The sequence below is a fragment of the Marinimicrobium sp. UBA4509 genome (assembly GCF_002388575.1).
GTDB lineage: Bacteria > Pseudomonadota > Gammaproteobacteria > Pseudomonadales > Cellvibrionaceae > Marinimicrobium > Marinimicrobium koreense.
In genome coordinates, this window is sequence record NZ_DGMV01000051.1 from 157015 (window position 1) to 177199 (window position 20185).

Genomic DNA, 20185 nt, shown 5'->3' on the forward strand with positions numbered 1-20185 from the left:
CGCGCCAATGTAGCTTGATTCCCAAAATGTGGCAACTGCGTCACATTTTTTGCCCTTGGTAGTGGCTCGAGGAGCTTTTGCCAAGCGCAAAACGGCCGGCCATTTTCTCTTATCTTTCATAAACTTACAACTTCTGGCTGCAATTGAGCCGGGATTGGGCCTGCAATGGCAACCAGATGCCGTTAAAATGGCCGCCTTTTCCACACCGGGAGTTCGGCCCAGTCATGCAATTGTTTCTCGCCCCGATGGAGGGCGTCGTCGATTATCAGGTTCGGGACCTGCTCAGCGCGCTGGGCGGGCTGGATGGCTGTGTCACCGAGTTTATCCGGGTGACCGACAGCAGCCTGCCCCGGCGGGTGTTCCTGCGCTACGCCCCGGAGATCGAGCAACACTGCCTGACCCCCAGCGGCACCCCGGTGAAGGTTCAGCTATTGGGCGGGCAGCCAGAGCCGGTGGCCCGCAATGCCCAGCGCGCGGTGGCCGCTGGCGCTACGGCCATTGATCTGAATTTCGGTTGCCCGGCCAAAACCGTGAACAAAAGTGACGGCGGAGCCTGCCTGCTGCGCGAACCGGAGCGGGTGCACGCCATTGTGGCCGCGGTGCGCAACGCGCTGCCCGACACCGTGCCGGTCAGCGCCAAAATCCGGCTCGGTTTTGACGATGCCAGCCGCTATCTCGATAACGCCCTGGCGGTTTACGAGGCGGGGGCCAACGAGCTGACCGTGCATGCGCGTACCAAGCGCGACGGCTACCGACCGCCGGCCTACTGGGAGTACATTGCGCGAATTCGGGAGGCGGTGGCAATGCCGGTGATCGCCAATGGGGAAATCTGGAACCCGGAGGATTTTGAGCGCTGCCGTGCGGTGACCGGCTGCGACCGGTTTATGCTCGGGCGGGGATTACTGGCGCGGCCGGACCTGGCGCGGGCCATCAAGGCGCAGGTGGCGGGGGAAGAGTACACCCCCATGCCCTGGCGCGAGGTCTGCCAGATGCTGCACCGGTATTACCGGATGAGCCAGCCTCACTGGGGTACCAAAAACGCCTCCAAGTACTGCGGCAATCGCATCAAGCAGTGGTTGATGTACTTGCAGCGCCAGTACCCGGAGGCGGCCACGTTTTTTGAACAGATCAAACGCGAGCGGGAGCCGGCGCGCTTTGAGGCCGCCTTTCGCCAGGCGGCCTGAGCCAGCGGCTTACTCGACTTTATTGCGCTCTTCCAGACGGGGCTCGGCCACGCTGATAAAGCGCCCCTGTTCATCCAGGCCAATGGCCTGGGTGGAGCCATAATCGCCCAGTCGACGCAATTCATGCCCTTTTTCTTCCAGCGCGGTGCGCAGCGGAGTAATCAGGGTTTTCTCCACGAACAACTGATTGGGCCGCCACTGGTGGTGGATGCGGTCCATCACCAGCGCATCCTCCAGCGGCATGCCCAGATCGATGTGATTCACCAGCGCCTGCACCACCTGGGTAATAATGGTGGGGCCACCCGCCGCTCCCAGTGTCAGTACCGGCTTGCCATCGCGGGTCACCACCGTGGGGCTCATGCTGGACAGCGGCCGCTTGCCCGGGGCAATACTGTTGGCTTCCGCCCCCAACAGACCATAGGCATTGGGTTCGCCGGGCTGGGCCGAGAAGTCATCCATCTGATTGTTCAGAATCACCCCGGTGCCCGGCACCACCACCTTGGAGCCGAAGTTGGTATTCACTGTGGCGGTAATGGCCACCCAGTTGCCATCCTGATCCGCCGTGGCGATATGGGTGGTGTGTTTGCCGAACAGCTCCTCCCGGGATTTGGGGGGCGTGCTGTGGCCCGTCACCTCGGCCACTGATTTCAATGACAGCCGCTCCCGCAGTTTGTCCGCATAGCGTTCACTGATCAGGCCTTTGGGCACAGACGCAAACGCCGGGTCGCCCAGCCAATAGGCGCGGTCGGCAAAGGCCAGGCGCATGACTTCCGCCAGCAGGTGGTAGCGGTCCGCTTCTGAGAGCGCATCGACATCAAACCCTTCGAGAATATTGAGCATCTGGGCCACATGCACACCGCCGGAACTGGGCGGCGGGAAGCCGTAAATCCGGTAACCGCGATAGTCGCTGACCACCGGCTTGCGGCGTAGCAGCTCGTAGTTCGCAAAGTCCTCCCGAGTCACGATGCCACCGTGCTCGGCCATCCAGTCGCCGACGGCTTTGGCAAAGCCACCGCCGTAAAAGTACTCGGGGCCCTCGCTGGCAATCGCACGATAGGTGCGGGCCAGATCGGGTTGGCGGATGCGGTGCCCCACCGGCCAGGGCTTACCTTCGGGGGTCAGGAAAATGGCGGCCGAGCCGGGGTACTCCAGAAGGTCCTCCGTGTGACGCGCCAGGCGGCGGGCAAAAATGCCATCGATGGCGAAACCCTCGTCAGCGAGGGTCGCGGCCGCCTCCAGGTGCGTGGCAAAGCGGGCCTTACCGCCTTTTTTCATCATGTAATCGTAAGCGGCCACGGCGCCGGGAATCCCCACCGCGAGAGGGCCTTTTTTGCTCAGCTCGGGCCGATAGTCGCCATCGCGCACGTACATAGTGCGATGGGCTTTACCCGGGGCCATTTCCCGGCCGTCGATGGCCTCCACCCGACCGTCGGCCCAGTGCACCACGGCAAAAATTCCTCCACCGATGCCGGAGTTGTGGCCGTCCACCACCCCCAGAGTCAAGGCGGCGGCCACGGCGGCGTCAATCGCGTTGCCGCCCTCGGCGTAGGCCTTCATGGCCGCCTCGGTGGCTCTCGGCTGAACGGTGGCGACGGCCCCGCGACCGTCGGGGGTCACCGCGGCATAATCATCGGCCCGGACCAGGGCTGCCAAGGCGCTGGTGAGCAGTACCGCACTGACCCACAAGCCCTTTTTCAGTGAGCGCTGAAACATAGTGAAAATCGAATCCTGTGTTATCCAAGAAGTGATAAAAGTAGTGCGAAGACTAGCATTGTGGGCCCGCAAAAACAGCAGACCCCGCGTTGTGCGGGGTTTGTGTTGTGAGGGAGCGGTCACTGTGTCAGAACCAGAAGCTGTCACTGCGCCGTCCTTCGATATTCATTCCACCGATCAATTTGCCTCGGGTAATGACCCGGTGTTGAACCCAGCAAAACTGCAATAAACGGCGCATAAACATCTCCGGTTACGTCTGTCGGTCAATCGCGCAGCCATAAAAAAACCCACCGCCCCCTGGGCGTGATAATCGCCTGGGGATCAAGGTGGGTTTTTATTCGAATGCGTTGTTGGGTGACATTATACGGAAAGCCCACAGGGCCTGCCACCCAACAAGCCGCTACTGGCGCTCACTCAACACCTCCAATGCGCCGGAAACATAGACCAGCGGTGCGTTCCAGTTGATGGTGATTTCGTTGGACGCATAGCTGCACCAGTGATCCAGATAGGATTTGGCGGGCTTGTCCGACGGATAAGCGACCGGACAGTCACCGGCGTCCTGCTGGCCGCTGTGAGGGCCACCGGCCAGGAAGCCCGGAACCGGCGCAACAACAGTATCGGCCTCGGAGGGACGATGATGAATGTGTAGCGGCGTGCGCGTACCAAAACCGGTCACGTAGGAATAGCCGGTGGGATTGCGCCCCAGAACATAATCCATCAGGGACTGCGCCACCTGCAGATTTTCGGGATTGTCGCTCAACTGGTGGGCAGTCAACATCATCATCGCCATATTCATGGCCACGCCGTTGCTGCCCCAGACGAAGTCCTGTGCGCGCATGGGAACCCCGGAGGCCGATGCCCGCCACTCATCGCGCAGGTGCTGCGCCAAACCCGCCACCTTGTCCTTTACCGGCGCCTGCAGCGCCTCGGGAACCTGTTCCAGGTGGTGCGCCATGGACATCCAGGGTTGACCGACGGCATCGGCCCAGTTCGGCACCTCAATGGCGGCCTCGGCCAATTCGACCTCGTCCCAGTAACGCTGATCACCGGTGGTCAGGGCCAGCTCTACCGCGGCCCAGACAAACTCGTCCGAGAATTCATCATCGCCGTACTCGCCGGTACGTACATCCTCCGGATTGCGATAGATGACATCGGGGTTGGCTTTGGCCCAATCCCAGGCGGCCTTCGCCGCCGAGAGTGCCTGCTCGGAGAAGCCCGGGTATTCGGCCTCGTAGTCGGCGTATACGCGGCTGGCCACCGCCATGGTGGCGGCAAAGTTGAGCGCCGCCGCCGTGCCTTTCTGAACCATATAGCGGGGCTCGGTGGCCTCGTGAGGCATTACTGCACCAGAGAAGTTCAGGGTGGTCAGCTTGTGGTACACACCGCCGTCGTGCGGATCCTGCATGGTGAGCATCCAGCTCAGGTTCCACATGGACTCATCCAGCAGATCGGGGACGGCGTTGCCACTTTCCGGGATATTCAGGTCACGATCGCGATAGAACGCCGGGAAGTGCTCATAGGCGGCCAACAGGGTATAGGTGCTGATGCCCGAGTTGACGATGTACTTGTTGTAGTCGCCCGCGTCGTACCAGCCTTTGGGGCTGCTCAGCTCGGTGCCTTCCGGGCGCGCTTCAGAGGCTGCCGAGCTGTGAATGGCGACACTGTCGTCGGGGTGGCCCATGGGGCGCGCATAGTCTCCGGCGTGCTCGGCGAGAAGCTCCGTGCTGGCACGGTTAAAGTAATAGGCTTTGATGACGGCATCATTCAGCTCGCCGTATACCGCATCGCGGATTTCCAGCGGGGCCGAATCGGCCAGGCCTTCGACCCGCACCACATAGCGGCCGGGCGCCTCAACGTCAGAGAAGTCGGCCAGCTGAACCGTCTCGCCGGAGACCGGCCAGACTTTCGCCTCCCCCAGCTCACTCTGGTAAACCACCTGCCCGTTGGCGGTATTCACCAGCGCAAAATCCACGGCAGCTCCGGCCGGTACGGCGGCCACTTTCGCGGCGCGCGGGTAGAAACCAAGCTGATTGACCTGAATGGCTGACGACGCGTCCGGCTCAGTTGGAGTATCTGTTTGTGCGGGATCTGACTGACAGGCGATCAAGGTACTGACCAGCGCCGATAGCGCCAGCATGCGATAGACAGTGTGGGACATGGAAACACCTCATGGGCTTTTATTGGTTATGGTTTTGGATATCGACCGATGCCACAGCCCCGGACAGACCGCTCAGCCTGTTATGGTTCCAAGGACTGTTAGCCCGGTAAGAATACCCTATTCCATTTCGCCCGTCAGGATCGACTCAGAGGTTTAACACTTTCTTTACGAAGGGGATGGTCAGTTTGCGCTGCTCGGCCAGCGAGGCATGATCCAGCCGCTGCAGGTAACAGAACAGCTCGTTCATGTCCCGGGGCACCCGCTGCAGAATATAGTGAGCCACGTCCTCGCTCAGCTCCAGCCCCCGGGCCCGGGCCCGATGGCGGAGGGCGTTCTGCTTGTCTTCATCGCTCAACGCCTGCACCTGGCAGGTAACGCCCCACTGCAGGCGCGAGCGCAGGTCCGGCAGCGCCACGGGGAGCTCCTGGGGCCCTTGCACGGCGGCCACCAGCAGATGCTTTTGGGCATCGCGTAGGCGGTTAAATAGATGAAACAGGGCCTCTTCCCAGTCGGGCTTGCCGGCAATCACTTCCAGCCCGTCGAGACAGACCAGATCCAGGTACTCCAGCCCTTCCAGCAACTCGTGGGGCGCAAAACCCACCAGCTCCCGTAGCGGGAGGTACTGAATGCTCAGGCCCGCGTCTTGCGCTTCGTGCCCCGCCGCCTGCAGCAGGTGGGTGAGCCCGACGCCCGGCTGCCCCCAGAGATAGATGAAAGGCTCCCCCTGGCCGCCTGCCTGCGCTTTCAGCAACGCCAGGGTGCGGGCGTTGGTCGCCCCTTCCGGGGCGTAGAAGTTATCAAAGGTGGCGTCGTCGTTAAGACTGACGCTCAGTGAAAGCTGTTGAGGCGTGGGCATGGCCTTGTTTGATTCTCTTTTGTTGGTGCCGGGACGGCGGTTATTGCCAGGTATAAACCAGCGGGTTGGCCTGGGTCCCCTCGGGCATGAAGCGGCTGCCGGTCAGGCTGACCCGATTGCTGTCGGCGGATGGCACAAGCCGGCCGTCGCGTTCCAGCGTGCCCAGCAGTCGCGCCTGTTCGCCCTCGGTCACCAACCGCAGGGTCAACACGCCCGGGCGAAGCGATACCAGCTCGGCACGACGCACCAACGCCAGGTCTTCCAGGTAGCGCTCGACCGCCTTGTAATCGCCAAAACCGTCGATGCCGCCGACTTCCATCAACACTGCATCCGGCCCCTCTTCCCGGGGTACAATGGCATAGAGCCCGGCAAAGTGATTGGCGGTTTCGTCAATCGCCTCCGCCAGCAGCCCGTTCACCGAGTCATTTCGAAGGTAGAAGGTGGGGTTGCCCAGGTCGTGATACAACTGCCAGTCGGAGCGCCACTGTCCGGCGGAGGTTTCGCTGTAGCGGCCCACCAGAATCGCCTCTGCGTCGTAACGCTGCGATGCTTTGCGAATGGTTTCCTCATCCAGAGACCAGAGTTCACGAGCGGACACCGCCAGACGGTCTTCCAGGTCATCCAGGGGCATGACCAGCGGCAAGCCTCGAGTTTCGGCGCGCGCCCTGAGCCAGTCGCGTTCTTCTGAGTCGGACACCCGTTGTAAGCCATCGCTGTCGCGACGCACCATCCAGACCAGCACGGCCGGCCGGTTGGCGGGCCAGAGGGACAGGCTCGCCGAGCGCAACAGCCGCTCCACTTCCGGCGCCGAGAATTTCATCATCAGGCGGCTGGCCGGACGCTCCTCGCCGTTGACTTCCAGAGTCTCATCGGTAGAAACGTAGTTGAACTCATAGATGAAGTCCTCGGCCCGGGACAGCGCCTCCCGCACGGCGGGATGATCACTGGCCCCGGGGTCACCGGAGACCCTCACCATCAGTTGCTCCAGCCCGTCCCGCGCCCCGCGGCGGCGCTCGGAGGCGGACTGGGAGGCCACCAACACATCCGCGCTGTACAGGTCCACAACCTGCTCCGCCTGGGTCGGAACTGCAAACCCGCCGAGCGTCAGGCCGATGACCAGTGCCCGGAGTCCTATCTGCCAAACTGCCAATAATCGCCTCAAGATTTCGCCTCTGTCTACTCGTTGTCGGGTTACAGCTGTCGCTCGGGTTGGCGGGTAAAAGCCCGCATTGTAGCAGGCTGTCAAAATGGCGAAAGGTTCCCGTGGGTTCGGAAACCGGCACTCGCTCGCATTTCGACCATAAACTGATAGAATACGCGCCCATCGATTCGGAAACTTCCCGTCCAGCGCGGCAGCACGCTGCCGTCGTCCCGACAGCACATCAAGAGCACAGCCCATTCATGACTGAAAAACACACGCAACCGTCACTGAGTTACAAAGATGCCGGCGTCGATATCGACGCGGGTGAAGCCCTGGTAGACCGCATTAAAGGTGTAGCCAAACGCACCAGCCGCCCCGAGGTCATGGGCGGGCTGGGTGGCTTTGGCGCCCTGTGCGAGCTGCCCAAAGGCTACCGCGAGCCGGTGCTGGTATCCGGAACCGACGGGGTGGGCACCAAGCTGCGCCTGGCCATGAACCTCCAGCGCCACGACACTATTGGCATCGATCTGGTCGCCATGTGTGTGAACGACCTGGTGGTGGCGGGGGCGGAACCGCTGTTTTTCCTGGACTACTACGCCACGGGCAAGCTGAACGTGGATGTGGCGGCGGATGTGGTCACCGGTATTGGTGCCGGCTGTGAACAGGCCGGCTGCGCTCTGGTCGGGGGCGAGACGGCGGAAATGCCGGGCATGTACGAAGGCGACGACTATGACCTGGCGGGCTTTTGCGTCGGCGTGGTGGAGAAGTCGGAAATCATCGATGGCTCCAAAGTGGCCGCCGGTGACACCCTGATTGGTCTGGCCTCCAGCGGACCGCACTCCAACGGCTACTCCCTGATTCGCAAAATCATTGAAGTGAGCGACGCCGACCTGACTCAGGACTGCGAAGGTCAGCCGCTCAGCGAAGCCCTGATGGCGCCCACCCGCATTTATGTCAAATCGCTGCTCAAACTGATCCGCGAACTGGATGTCCACGCCCTCTCCCACATTACCGGTGGCGGCCTGCTGGAGAACATCCCCCGGGTACTGCCCGCCAACAGCAAGGCGGTGATCGACACCCAGAGCTGGCAGTTGCCCGCGGTTTTCCGCTGGTTGCAGCAGGCCGGCGGCGTGGCGCCCCGGGAAATGTACCGCACCTTCAACTGCGGCGTGGGCATGGTGATTGCCCTGCCGAAGGCCCAGGAAGCCGACGCCCTGGCCTTGCTCAAAGCCGCCGGCGAAGACGCCTTTGTGGTCGGACAGATTGCCGAGGCGCAGGAGGGCGAAGCCCGCGTTGAGTTGACCTCGTTAGAGGGGAGCGACGCTTGAGTTCAGCCCAACCGACCCGGGTCGTGGTGCTGATCAGCGGCAGCGGCTCGAACCTGCAAGCCCTGATTGACGGCCAGCGGCGCGGCCAACTGCCGATCGATATTGTCGCGGTCATCAGCAACCGGCCCGCCGTGCGCGGGCTGCTGAGGGCCGAACATGCGGGCATTCCCGCCAAAGTACTTGATCATACCCGGTACGACTCCCGCGAAGCCTTTGACACCGCGTTACAGGAATGCATTGACCACTACCGACCGGAACTGGTGGTTCTGGCCGGCTTCATGCGTATTTTGACGCCCACCTTTACCCGCCACTATGAAGGTCGGATGCTCAACATCCACCCCTCACTGCTGCCCAAGTACCAGGGCCTGCACACCCACCAACGAGCGCTGGATGCCGGTGAGAGCGAACACGGGGTCACGGTGCACTTTGTGACCGCCGAGCTCGATGGCGGCCCACCCGCCGTCCAGGCGCGCGTGCCGGTGCTCCCGGGCGACGACGCCGAGTCACTCGCGGCGCGGGTTCAGAGCCAGGAACACGTCATTTACCCCCTGGCGGTGCAGTGGTTTGCCGAGGGGCGATTGCGCATGGAATCCGGCCGGGCGTTATTGAATAACGAACCTTTAGGGCCAAATGGGTATCTAATGGACACAACCCAGTCTTAAACAGGACGTACAGGAGCCTTTTATGCCCCTCAAGCACGTATTGCTGCGCACCCTAGCCACCGTCGGCTTGACCGCCCTGCTCGCCGCGAGCGTCAGTGCGGAAATGCCCAAAAGCTTTGAAAACGAGTACTCCACCCGTATTTTCGGCATCAAGGTCACCGTTACCCACAAGCTGACGGACCTCGAAGATGGCGGCCAGCAGCTGCGCTTCGAGGCGGACTCCTGGATCGGCAATATTGAGGAAATCTCCCAGTTTGACTGGGTAGACGGCGTGGTTCAGCCCCGCAAATACTTCTACAAGCGCCGCGGTCTGGGCCGCGACCGGGATGCCGAGCTGACCTTCAACTGGGACAAGGAGCGGGTGATCAATGATGTCCAGGGTAAAAGCTGGGCCATGGATATCCGCAAGCGTGTCCAGGACAAGCTGAGCTACCAGATTCAGCTCCAGAAAGACCTGATCGAGGGCCGAAACAACCTGAAGTACGCCATTGCCGATGGCGGCCAGATGAAGGAATACCGGTTTGAAATTGTCGCCGAAGAGCGACTGGATACCCCCATGGGTGAGGTGGATACCGTCAAAGTCATGCGCAGCCGCGACGATGACGATCGGGTCACCTACGCCTGGCTGGCGCCCAAATGGGACTATTTGCTGGTGCGTCTGGAGCAGCAGGAAGACGGTGATTCACACACGATTGACATCGATAAAGCCCGAGTTAACGGCAAAAACATCGAATCCTTCTGAATCTTCGAACATTTTTGGGCGTCCGGCGGTTGTATTCTGCCGCCACCGTCCCCATCAACGTTTAACGCGTTTTCATTCACCCGCAACCAATAGGTTAATTTATGAGCATTTCCAACAACAGCGTCGTCAGCTTTCACTACACCCTGACCGACAGTGAAGGCAAGCAGCTGGACCAGTCCAATGACGAGCGTGGTCCGCTGGTTTACCTGCACGGCGCTGGCAACATCATCCCCGGCCTGGAAAAGCAGCTGGAAGGCAAGAGCGTGGGTGACAAACTGACCGCCCAGGTACCGGCCGCCGAAGCTTACGGCGAGCGCAGCGACAACCTGATCCAGGAGCTGCCGGCCAACATGTTTACCGGCGTTGAGAAAGTGGAAGTGGGCATGGAGTTTCAGGCCCAGACCGAGCAGGGCACCCAGATCGTACGCGTAGCGGCCGTTGAAGGTGACACCGTCACTATCGATGCCAACCACCCGCTGGCCGGCGTTGACCTGAACTTTGACGTGGAAGTCACCGATGTGCGTGACGCCACCGAAGAAGAGATCTCCCACGGCCACGTGCACGGCCCGGAAGGTCACGAGCACTAAGCGCCCAGCGCTTGCTGCCGGGGTGCACACCGCGCACCCCACGAAAAAGCCCCTGACGCCAGGCGTTCAGGGGCTTTTTGCTGTCTGCAACGGCGTAAATGACGCCGTCACACCACCTTGATATGCCAGGGCTCGAAACGCACCCCGTAGTGGTTGTCCTTGGTGTAGCGGATCTGTACGTAGCCCAGGTCCTGCATCCGCTTGAATTCGTCGGTTTCGGCAAACTTGTCGGTAAAGTTGGAGTACCCCCAGCCCACGCGGCCCACATCGAAGTCACCGATCCCGTGGTAGCTGTGGCCCGGTGGCGCCAGTGAGCGCGAAGCCTTGGACAGGTTGTAATTGGACTCAAGGCACTTGGCCACAAACAGGTGCATCTGCTTGACGTTGCCACGAACCCCGGAAGTCAGGATGACACTGTCCCCGATATCCCGGCGCAGTTTGTCGTAATAGGCCGCCGAATCGCCCCGCAGCAGATAGTGGCCGGAATAAGGAATTTTGATGGTTTCACGCGGTGGAATCTTGGCGGTCAGCTCGGTAGTGACCTTTTCGCCATAGAACCCGTATTTTTTGGCCTCAGTGAAGAACAGCTTCTCGATCATCTGGAATTCGGCCGGGGTGAAGGCCCCCACTTCCGAAAACCGTTTGCCGTACTTGAACAGCTCATCGAAGCTCAGCAGGTTGTAGTTGCCGTGCCCCACCAGGCGCTCGGCCCGCTTCAGGCGCACAAACAGCGAGTGCAGTACCGGCTTTTCGGTTTCGGTCAGGAAGATATCGTCAATGAAATCGCCATTGAAGTTCCGGACCTTTTCCAGCACGCGGGCGTGCGCCTCACCTTCCGCGACCTGGCCCGAATGGTCGGCTGAGTGACTGTGACCACTGCAACAGCTCTCCCGGTCTGCCTGGGCCAGGTTCTGCTCGACCGCCTCCACCAGAGAACTGCTCTGGATCGAGCGCTCTTCGGTCAGGGCATCCAGCGACGGCAGGTCAACCGCATCGGCCACCGTCGCGCGAACCCGGGAGGCCGGAGGGGACACCGGCGCGCCGATCCCCTCTTCGCCGTCAGGAATGGCAAAGGGATCTCCGTCCAGGTCGTAGCCGTCTTCCGCCAACGTCTCACGAGCCTGGCTGCTATTCTCCGCCATTTGCCAGAGGTATGCGTTGCCGGCGGTAAAGCCAACCCCGGATACAAAGCCAACCAGTAGATCTCTGCGTTTCACCGTTCCTCTCTCGAACTTACTGCATTCTTTAATTGACGCGCCGCCAAACGCGGTTGGCGGGTACCGATAGTTCATTCTTGTTGAGCTCGACGCATCGGCGGATCGCCGGGAACACGAATCAGCGCTAAAAACAACCGCCTACGTCACACTCGTGGCCCAACTATAGCGTATTCCCAGCCATTTTTCAGCGGCCGCTTATATCAATTCGGCTGGTTATCACCGTTATCTATAAAGAACGTTCTTAACACAGGATTTGGCGGCCAGGGCCCTGAAAACTTTAGCCTTGCGCCGAGAAGGGCCCGGCTAGATGATCTTTTCATAACCACCGGCGGGCTAACAAAGCCACATCATAAAAACCGCAAAAATCGGGGGCTTTTATACGCTTACGATGTAAGCTCGCTAACCCCTTATACCCAATCATTCAAGCCCCCCAGTTGGCCCCCACGGCGCTGAAATAGCCCCCCAACGCCGCTGCTATACTTCATCTGAGGCCGTCAAGCTGTCAGCCCCGGAGCCAGTGCATCCACACCCAAACCATAGGTGACACGCATGAGACGCCATTTTTACTTGAGTGAGGACCTGGATGACCTTGAGCGCCTGGAGAGCGACCTGGAAGCTCGGGGCATTGCCCGCCCACAGATCCATATCCTGAGCAATAACGACGCTGGTCTGGAGTCCCATCACCTCCATCAGGTGGAATCGTTGTTGCGCAAGGATGTGATTCACTCGGGCAAAATCGGTTTCCTGGTTGGCCTGGTTGCCGCGGCCATTCCCCTGGTCGTCGCCTACATTGTCGGGCTGAGCGAAGGTTACCTGTGGATTCCGGTGATTTTCCTGTCGATCATCCTGCTGGGCTTCTGTACCTGGGAGGGCGGTCTGATCGGCATTCAGAGACCAAACCACCAGTACCTGAAATTTGAGCGCGCCATCAACTCCGGACGGCACCTGCTGATTGTGGATGTGGACCCGGGGCAGGAAAAGCGGCTGATGAAAATCATCGCCGATCACCCCAATGTCGAAGATATGGGTCTGGGCGAGTCGGTGCCGGGCTGGGTGGTCGGTGCCCAGAAACAGTGGCACAAGTTTATCCGCTGGGCGCCCTGACAGGCCGACTCTCTTCCTTCGGCGGTCCACGAAGGGGTCGCCACCGTCGGGCGACCCCCGGCCCCGGCCGGTCTGCCGCCCCAACCGATAACAAAGGCAGCGGAGCACCGCCATGGTTCTGGTAATCGTTCTGGTGTTACTGGTTGCAGGCACCCTGCTGTTTCATTTCGTCAGCCCCTGGTGGTTTACCGCCCTGGCGTCCAACTGGGGCAATATCGACAGCACCGTTGAAATCACCTTCTGGGTGACCGGTTTTGTGTTTATTGCGGTCAACCTGTTCATGGCCTATGCCATATTCCGCCATCGATTCCGCAGGGACCGCAAAGCGCACTACGAACCCGAGAACAAGCCACTGGAGCTGTGGCTGACCGTCATAACCAGCGTCGGCGTGGCAGCCATGCTGGCCCCGGGGCTGTTTGTCTGGGCCAAATTTGTGGACCCTCCCGAGGACGCCGCTCATTTTGAGGTGCTCGGCCAACAGTGGCATTGGACGTTCCGCTTCCCCGGTGAGGACGGCCAGTTGGGCCGCACCCATCCGCACTTCATGAGTGAGCAGAACCCTTTCGGTCTGGATCCGGGCGATCCCGCCGGCCAGGACGATCGGCTGGTGTTCAACAACGAACTGCACCTGCCGGTCAATCAGCCGGTCAAGGCCCTGCTGCGCTCCCGCGATGTGCTGCACAACTTCGGTGTCCCCCAATTCCGCGTCAAAATGGACATGGTGCCGGGTATGGTGAGTTATCTGTGGTTCGAGCCCTCGCGGGACGGGCGCTTCGACATTCTGTGCATGGAGCTGTGTGGCATGGCCCATCACACCATGCGCGGTCAGGTGGTCATCGAGCCACGCGAGGACTTTGACCGCTGGCTGGCCAGCCAGCCGACCTTTGCTGACACTCAGGACGACGATCACGCCGATCCGCAGCGGGGCGCCCAACTGTATGGCGTGTGTGCCAGCTGTCACGGTCCGGAGGGCGGCGGCAACGCGAACATGAACGCGCCACGGCTCAGCCACCTCGACCCCTGGTACCTCGAACGGCAATTGCACTTTTACAAAACCGGCGTGCGCGGCAGTCACGAAGCGGACCGTTTCGGTCAGCAGATGGCCGGCATGATGGCCACACTGCCGGATCGACAGGCAATGAGGGATGTAGCCGCGCATATCGATTCCCTGACCAGCGAGACTCCCGACACCAGCGTGACTGGCGATGCACAGCGGGGCGAGCGCCTGTATCGCAACTGCAGCAGCTGTCACGGCGATCGAGGCGAGGGAAACTACGCCACCAATGCGCCAGCACTGGCCGGTCAACACGACTGGTACTTACGCCGCCAACTCGAGCACTTCAAGCAGGGAGTACGAGGCAGCCACAAGGGCGACTACTACGGCACCCAGATGACATTGATGGCCAGAACCCTGCACGACAAGCAGGCCATTGATGACCTGTTGGCCTACATCAATCAATTGTAAACCGAGCACTGTCTGAGGATCGGGTATGAAATACACCGCTCTGGCCGATCAACCGGTGGCCACCCACGAGCCCACCGGATTTATCAGCAAGTACATCTGGAGTCAGGATCACAAGGTCATTGCCATTCAGTACGCATTGACCGCCGTGTTTGTCGGTCTGGTGGCTCTGACGCTATCGGCCCTGATGCGTTTGCAACTGGGTTTCCCGGACACCTTTGATTTCATCAACCCGAATTCCTACCTGCAGTTTGTCACCATGCACGGGATGATCATGGTGATCTATCTGCTGACGGCGATTTTATTGGGCGGCTTTGGCAATTATCTGATCCCGCTGATGATCGGCGCCCGGGATATGGTCTTTCCCTACCTCAATATGCTCAGCTACTGGACCTACCTGCTGGCAGTCATTGTGCTGATGGCGAGCTTTTTTGTGCCGGAGGGACCCACCGGGGCCGGCTGGACACTCTACCCGCCGCAGACCATTCTCAAAGGCACGCCGGGGTATGAGTGGGGCATCATCTGCATGCTCGCCTCACTGGCCATTTTCATCGTTGCCTTCACCATGGGCGGACTCAATTACGTCACCACCATTCTGCAGGCGCGCGCCGCCGGCATGACCCTGATGCGCATGCCGCTGACCCTGTGGGGCATTTTCATTGCCACCATCATGGGGCTGCTGGCCTTCCCCGCCCTGCTGGTCAGCGCCATCATGATGCTGCTGGACAAGACCGTAGGCACCAGCTTTTTCATGCCCGCCCTGGTATCCCTTGGGGAGTCCCTGGACTACTCCGACGGCAGCCCGCTGCTGTTCCAGCATCTGTTCTGGTTTTTCGGTCACCCGGAAGTGTACATCGTCGCCCTGCCCGCCTTCGGCATCGTGTCCGATATTCTCGCCACTCACGCGCGAAAAAACATTTTCGGTTACCGAATGATGGTGTGGGCCATTGTCATTATCGGACTGCTCAGCTTCGTCGTCTGGGCGCATCATATGTACGTCAGCGGCATGAACCCGACGTTCGGGTTTTTCTTTGCCACCACCACCCTGATCATCGCCGTACCCACCGCGATCAAGGTCTACAACTGGGTGCTGACGCTGTGGCGAGGCAACATCCATCTGACGGTGCCCATGTTGTTCGCCATTGGTTTTATTTTTACCTTCACTCATGGCGGTCTGAGCGGTCTCTTTCTTGGCAATGTGGTGGTGGATCTGCCGCTGTCCGATACGTACTTTGTGGTGGCGCACTTTCATATGGTCATGGGGGTTTCCCCCATCATGGTTCTGTTCGCCGCCATCTATCACTGGTACCCCCTGATCACCGGGCGCATTCTGCATCAGGGGCTGGGCAAACTGCACTTCTGGGTAACCTTTCTCGGTACCTACGCCATTTATCTTCCCATGCACTACCTGGGCTTTCTCGGCGTGCCCCGCCGCTATTACGCCATGGGGGAGACCGGTTTCGTGCCGGACTCCGCCCAGACCCTCAACGCGGGCATTACCGTTTCCGCACTGATCGTCGGTCTGGCCCAGCTTATCTTCATCATCAACCTGTTCTGGAGCCTGAAACGGGGCTCACCGTCCGAGCGCAATCCCTGGCACGCCACCACACTGGAGTGGCAGACCCCCGATATGCCACCCCGGCATGGTAACTGGGGGCCGGAGAGCCCGAAGGTCTACCGCTGGGCTTATGCCTACAGCGTTCCGGACTGCGAGGACGATTACCTTCCCCAGAACCTCCCCCCGGATCAGGTTCGCAAACATCCAACACAGGAGGCGTCGTCATGAAACTCTGGCACGCACTGACGGAAAAATCCTGGCTCGAAGAATCCGTGCCAGCCAACGCTCCGTTTGATTCACCGCAGCGGGAGTTTCAGAGTCGCCGGATCGCGTTGACGTTGTTTCTGGCGATCGCCACGGTACTGTTTTCCCTGTTTGCCGTGACCTTTCTGACCCACTCCCAATACCCCGGTTTTGAAGCCCTGGCCGGGGACGCCTGGCGCCCGCTGAGCAACACGACGCGGCTCTGGGTGAATACGGGGCTGCTGGTGTTCAGCAGTGTGCTGATGCAGGTTTCCCTGAACGCGGCCAGGGCCAGTCAGCCCGGCCTGAGTCTGGCGGCCTTACTCGGCGCCGGCTTTCTCGCACTGCAATTCCTGATTGCCCAGGTGTGGTTATGGCAGATCCTCAGCGACATGGGGTATGGGGTACGCAGCAACCCGGCGAGCAGTTATTTCTTCCTGTTCACCGGCGTTCACGGTATTCATCTGTTGATCGGGCTGGGTGTCCTGTATCGGCCGCTGCGACATATGTGGCGAGCCGAAGCGGCCCGGACCATCATCGACAGTCTGCGCCTGTGCGCGCTCTATTGGCACTATCTGCTCGCGGTCTGGGTGTTGCTGTTCTGGCTTCTGACCCGTTCGGCGGATACCTATCGAGCCCTGGCCATCCTGTGCGGACTGGAGGCCTAGTTCCATGAGCACCGATAAACCCGACACTCCTCTCAACCCCTCTGGCTGGGACAGTCTGGTCGTCGACTGGTCGGCCGACAAGCAGGCCTTCGATATGCCCTGGGGCAAACTGATGATGTGGGTGTTTCTCGTCGGTGACACCTTCATTTTCAGCCTGTTTCTGATCGGCTATATGTCGGTGCGCATGTCAGCCTCGGAGCCCTGGCCCCCGGCCAGCGAAATCTTCGCCATGGAATTGTTTGGCGCCCACCTTCCGCTGTTACTCATCGCCATCATGACGTTCATTCTGATTACCAGCAGCGGCACCATGGCCATGGCGGTGAACTGGGCGTATCGATGCGAGCGGCAGAAGACTTTTATATTCATGTTGCTGACCGCGCTTCTCGGGGCAAGCTTTGTCGGGCTTCAGGCGTTTGAGTGGACCAAGCTGATTGTCGAAGAGGGCATTCGCCCCTGGGGCAACCCGTTTGGCGCCGAGCAGTTCGGCGCGGTGTTTTTCATGATCACCGGCTTTCATGGCCTGCACGTTACCGGCGGCGTCATCTACCTGGCGATTGTGGCATTCAAGGTCCGCCGCGGGGACTACGAAAAAAAAGGCTACGAAATCGTCGAGATCGCAGGCCTTTACTGGCACTTTGTCGACCTGGTCTGGGTGTTTATTTTCGCCTTCTTCTATCTGTGGTGAGGTGAGTTATGAGTCATGTGGAAACCGTCGGCCAACAGCACCCGATCGGCCTTTACCTCAAGGTATGGCTACTGCTCTTTGTCCTGAGCCTGTTCTCCTACCTGGTGGACTATTTTCAATTGCAAGGGACGTTGCGCTGGTCCCTGATTCTGTTGTTCATGATGCTCAAGGCCGGCCTGATCGTGTCAATATTCATGCACTTTGCCTGGGAACGCTTCGCGCTCAAGTTCATCGTCATCGTGCCACTGTTTGCCATCCTGGTTTTCATTGCCCTGATGGCCATCGAAGCGAACTACATCGACTGGAGCCGCCTGACGTTCCTCAGTTTCCAGTGGAGCGGTGGGAGCCCCTGACCATGCGCCGCTGGATCCTGGTCGCCACAGGCCTGCTGTTGATTCTGTCCGGCGCCACGGGCTATCACATCCTGACCCATTATGCCCCGCCGCCAACCTTGCAGGGCGCGTACCTACAGCCCGCCCGAAAACTCGACGCGTTCACTTTGCTGGACCATCATGGTTCGCCCTTCGACCGCTCGGACCTCAAGGGGCAGTGGCACCTGATCTCTTACGGCTATACCCACTGCCCGGATATATGCCCCACCACGCTGGTCCAGGTAGCGGACATGATGGCGTTATTGGAGCAGACGGAAGACTATCAGGACCTGAGAGTATTGTTTTACAGCGTGGATGGGGACCGGGACCGGCCCGAGGTGCTCGCGCAGTATGTGCCCTACTTTCATCCACAGTTCATTGGTCTGACCCGCGCCGAGCAGAGCCGCCGACAGCATAAGAATTTTGAGCAGGGGTTGGGGATAATGGCTCGAGTGGGGCCGGAGGGTGTGGAGCACGGGCTGATGTTGTTTTTACTCAACCCGAGGGCGCAACTGCAGGCGGTATTCAAACCCCAGCGCAACGAGCGCGGTAATTATCAGTTCAGCGTGAGTCAGCTACTGAAAGATTACCGCGCTGTGCGGGACTATTACGCAACCCAGGCCGACGCGATCAGGTCTTGGGCAGAGTGACGCCGCGCTGGCCCTGGTATTTCCCACCCCGGTCCCGATAAGACGTCTCGCACACCTCATCTGACTCGAAGAACAGCATCTGGGCGACGCCTTCGTTCGCATAGATTTTCGCCGGCAGGGGCGTGGTGTTGGAGAACTCGAGGGTCACATGGCCCTCCCACTCGGGCTCGAGTGGAGTCACGTTGACTATTATGCCGCAGCGGGCGTAGGTCGATTTGCCCAGACACACCGTCAGAATGTTGCGCGGAATCCGGAAGTACTCCACGGTCCGGGCCAGGGCAAAGGAATTCGGCGGAATGATACACACATCACTCTTGACGTCGACAAAGCTGTTATCGTCGAAGTTCTTGGGGTCGACTACCGATGAGTAGACATTGGTAAAGATCTTGAACTCGTCGGCACAGCGCACATCGTAGCCATAGCTGGAGGTGCCGTAGGAAATCATCCGCTCGCCGTTTGCGTCATAGCGCACCTGCCCCGGCTCAAAGGGCTCAATCATGCCTTCCTGCTCCGCCATGCGGCGCATCCATTTGTCAGACTTGATACTCATCGGGTTCTCCCACAGAGGGCGATTCAGTTGAAAATGAAGGGAGCGCATCATAGCGGTTTTCACGCCCAAATCCCACCTTTGCAAGGCCCCGTTCGGCCGACGCAACACCCAATGCCCGAAAACACAGCCCTGGCGGGAATATGCGGTGTCCCACTTTACGCCGGGCCATGTCCCTCTTTGATTCACACGCCAAAGTGGGACGACCCACTACCGGCCGGGGCGTAAGTTGACACTGCGGTTTTTTGAGCAGGGCCGCACAACAACCGCGATACCATTTTTATATATAACAAAGGTAAAACGGCATGAGATATAACCATAAGACACCTGTCTCCGACGCCCAACGTCGCGACAACACGCCATCGGTCAAACGCTCCCTGGGGCTATCCGCTGCATTGGCGGGCATTCTGGCCTTTTCGGCCGGCACCGCCCAGGCCCAGCAGTGCCAGAACCTGGTCTGGAGTGACGAGTTCGACGGCTCCCAGTTAGACACCAGCGCCTGGGATATCCAGGAAGGTGACGGCTGCCAGTACGGTATCTGCGGCTGGGGCAACAATGAGCTGCAGTCCTACAGCGCCAACAACCTTGACGTCTCCAACGGCACTCTCAAGATCACCGCCCGCAAGGAACGGGTCAAGGCTCTGAACTATACCTCTGGACGCATTCGTACAGCGAATATGCCGGCCAGCGGCCAGTGGACCAATGGCCGTTTTGAGGCGCGCCTCAAGCTGCCGGAAGGTCAGGGCCTGTGGCCAGCGTTCTGGATGCTGCCCACCGACCCGGACGTGGGCTGGCCGATGAGCGGTGAAATCGATATTCTCGAGTCTACCGGCCAAGCGTCCATGCTCGCCCACGGCACCATTCATTACGGCGAACCCTGGCCCGACAACTCCTTTACCGGCGCCCATATCCTGAGCCAACCGGCAAAGTGGTCCGACGACTTCCATACCTACGCGGTGGAATGGACCCCCTTTGAAATGCGCTGGTACGTCGATGACATCCTCTACTCGACCATCTCCTCCTCTGACCTGGAAGACAGCAGCTGGTGGACCTTTGAAAACTACCAGTATCACTTCCTGCTTAACCTCGCTGTCGGCGGCACCTGGGGCGGCACGCCCGATGACAGCATCTTCCCGGTCACCATGGAGGTGGACTACGTTCGCGTCTATGACCAGGGCCAGCCGGCCATCGACGGACCGCACATTGTGGCGCCGAACGAGCAGGCCACTTACGAGCTGACAGGCGAAATCGGCACCGACAGCACCTATACCTGGAGCGTACCGGCAGGGGCGACCTTATCCGGCCAGGG

Annotated in this window: 19 protein-coding genes; 13 read left to right on the forward strand and 6 right to left on the reverse strand. The window is 60.2% G+C overall.

Annotated elements, in window-relative coordinates; translation table 11 throughout:
• Window positions 1-224: 224 nt before the first annotated feature.
• Window positions 225-1184: a tRNA dihydrouridine synthase gene (locus B3520_RS09700; protein WP_286804253.1), complete on the forward strand. Its 960-nt coding sequence runs from the start codon at window positions 225-227 to the stop codon at window positions 1182-1184.
• A 9-nt stretch (window positions 1185-1193) separates the two neighbouring features.
• Here B3520_RS09700 and ggt read toward each other — a convergent pair whose 3' ends face one another.
• The 4 genes from ggt to B3520_RS09720 all read right to left on the reverse strand — a co-directional run bounded on the left by ggt (window position 1194) and on the right by B3520_RS09720 (window position 7061).
• Window positions 1194-2897 (reverse strand): gamma-glutamyltransferase, encoded by a 1704-nt coding sequence (gene ggt / locus B3520_RS09705; RefSeq protein WP_286804252.1) that lies wholly within the window; start codon window positions 2895-2897, stop codon window positions 1194-1196.
• A gap of 400 nt (window positions 2898-3297) precedes the next feature.
• Window positions 3298-5055: a glycoside hydrolase family 9 protein gene (locus B3520_RS09710; RefSeq protein ID WP_286804251.1), complete on the reverse strand. Its 1758-nt coding sequence runs from the start codon at window positions 5053-5055 to the stop codon at window positions 3298-3300.
• A 145-nt stretch (window positions 5056-5200) separates the two neighbouring features.
• Window positions 5201-5911, reverse strand: coding sequence for a DnaA regulatory inactivator Hda (gene hda / locus B3520_RS09715; RefSeq protein ID WP_024459508.1), 711 nt, complete (start codon window positions 5909-5911; stop codon window positions 5201-5203).
• Between the two features lie 40 nt (window positions 5912-5951).
• Window positions 5952-7061 (reverse strand): DUF2066 domain-containing protein, encoded by a 1110-nt coding sequence (locus B3520_RS09720; protein ID WP_286804250.1) that lies wholly within the window; start codon window positions 7059-7061, stop codon window positions 5952-5954.
• Between the two features lie 251 nt (window positions 7062-7312).
• Here B3520_RS09720 and purM point away from each other — a divergent pair, with 251 nt between their 5' ends.
• The 4 genes from purM to B3520_RS09740 all read left to right on the forward strand — a co-directional run bounded on the left by purM (window position 7313) and on the right by B3520_RS09740 (window position 10371).
• Window positions 7313-8380, forward strand: coding sequence for a phosphoribosylformylglycinamidine cyclo-ligase (gene purM / locus B3520_RS09725; RefSeq protein WP_286804249.1), 1068 nt, complete (start codon window positions 7313-7315; stop codon window positions 8378-8380).
• On the forward strand, window positions 8377-9042 hold the full coding sequence (gene purN / locus B3520_RS09730; RefSeq protein WP_286804248.1) for a phosphoribosylglycinamide formyltransferase: 666 nt from the start codon (window positions 8377-8379) through the stop codon (window positions 9040-9042). The genes purM and purN overlap by 4 nt, the downstream gene beginning before the upstream one ends.
• A gap of 22 nt (window positions 9043-9064) precedes the next feature.
• The gene (locus B3520_RS09735) at window positions 9065-9784 is read left to right on the forward strand and encodes a DUF3108 domain-containing protein (protein ID WP_286804247.1); all 720 of its coding nucleotides are present in this window, start codon (window positions 9065-9067) and stop codon (window positions 9782-9784) included.
• Between the two features lie 101 nt (window positions 9785-9885).
• Entirely contained in the window at window positions 9886-10371 is a 486-nt protein-coding gene (locus B3520_RS09740) for an FKBP-type peptidyl-prolyl cis-trans isomerase (protein WP_024459503.1), read from the forward strand.
• A gap of 107 nt (window positions 10372-10478) precedes the next feature.
• On the opposite strand, the gene B3520_RS09745 is transcribed toward B3520_RS09740, so the two are convergent.
• Complete coding sequence (locus B3520_RS09745; protein WP_170162820.1) at window positions 10479-11588, reverse strand: M15 family metallopeptidase; 1110 nt, start codon at window positions 11586-11588, stop codon at window positions 10479-10481.
• A gap of 549 nt (window positions 11589-12137) precedes the next feature.
• Between B3520_RS09745 and B3520_RS09750 the strand changes: the two genes are divergently transcribed.
• The 7 genes from B3520_RS09750 (at window position 12138) to B3520_RS09780 (ending at window position 18329) form a co-directional block, all read left to right on the forward strand.
• On the forward strand, window positions 12138-12692 hold the full coding sequence (locus B3520_RS09750) for an NAD/FAD-utilizing enzyme (RefSeq protein WP_286804246.1): 555 nt from the start codon (window positions 12138-12140) through the stop codon (window positions 12690-12692).
• A 112-nt stretch (window positions 12693-12804) separates the two neighbouring features.
• Window positions 12805-14157, forward strand: coding sequence for a c-type cytochrome (locus B3520_RS09755; RefSeq protein WP_286804245.1), 1353 nt, complete (start codon window positions 12805-12807; stop codon window positions 14155-14157).
• Between the two features lie 25 nt (window positions 14158-14182).
• Complete coding sequence (locus tag B3520_RS09760) at window positions 14183-15940, forward strand: cbb3-type cytochrome c oxidase subunit I (RefSeq protein ID WP_286804244.1); 1758 nt, start codon at window positions 14183-14185, stop codon at window positions 15938-15940.
• Window positions 15937-16623, forward strand: coding sequence for a cytochrome c oxidase subunit 3 (locus B3520_RS09765; protein WP_123636819.1), 687 nt, complete (start codon window positions 15937-15939; stop codon window positions 16621-16623). The genes B3520_RS09760 and B3520_RS09765 overlap by 4 nt, the downstream gene beginning before the upstream one ends.
• A gap of 4 nt (window positions 16624-16627) precedes the next feature.
• Window positions 16628-17308: a heme-copper oxidase subunit III family protein gene (locus B3520_RS09770; protein WP_286804243.1), complete on the forward strand. Its 681-nt coding sequence runs from the start codon at window positions 16628-16630 to the stop codon at window positions 17306-17308.
• Window positions 17309-17316: 8 nt separating this feature from the next.
• Window positions 17317-17661 (forward strand): cytochrome C oxidase subunit IV family protein, encoded by a 345-nt coding sequence (locus tag B3520_RS09775; protein ID WP_286804242.1) that lies wholly within the window; start codon window positions 17317-17319, stop codon window positions 17659-17661.
• Window positions 17662-17663: 2 nt separating this feature from the next.
• Window positions 17664-18329 (forward strand): SCO family protein, encoded by a 666-nt coding sequence (locus B3520_RS09780; protein ID WP_123636816.1) that lies wholly within the window; start codon window positions 17664-17666, stop codon window positions 18327-18329.
• Here the strand turns inward: B3520_RS09780 and dcd are convergent.
• Window positions 18310-18879 carry a dCTP deaminase gene (dcd, locus tag B3520_RS09785; RefSeq protein ID WP_024459494.1) on the reverse strand — a complete coding sequence of 190 codons (570 nt, stop codon included), beginning with the start codon at window positions 18877-18879 and terminating at the stop codon, window positions 18310-18312. The genes B3520_RS09780 and dcd overlap by 20 nt on opposite strands.
• Before the next feature lie 302 nt (window positions 18880-19181).
• Between dcd and B3520_RS09790 the strand changes: the two genes are divergently transcribed.
• On the forward strand, window positions 19182-20185 hold a 1004-nt coding region (locus B3520_RS09790; RefSeq protein ID WP_286875935.1), incomplete at its 3' end, for a family 16 glycosylhydrolase.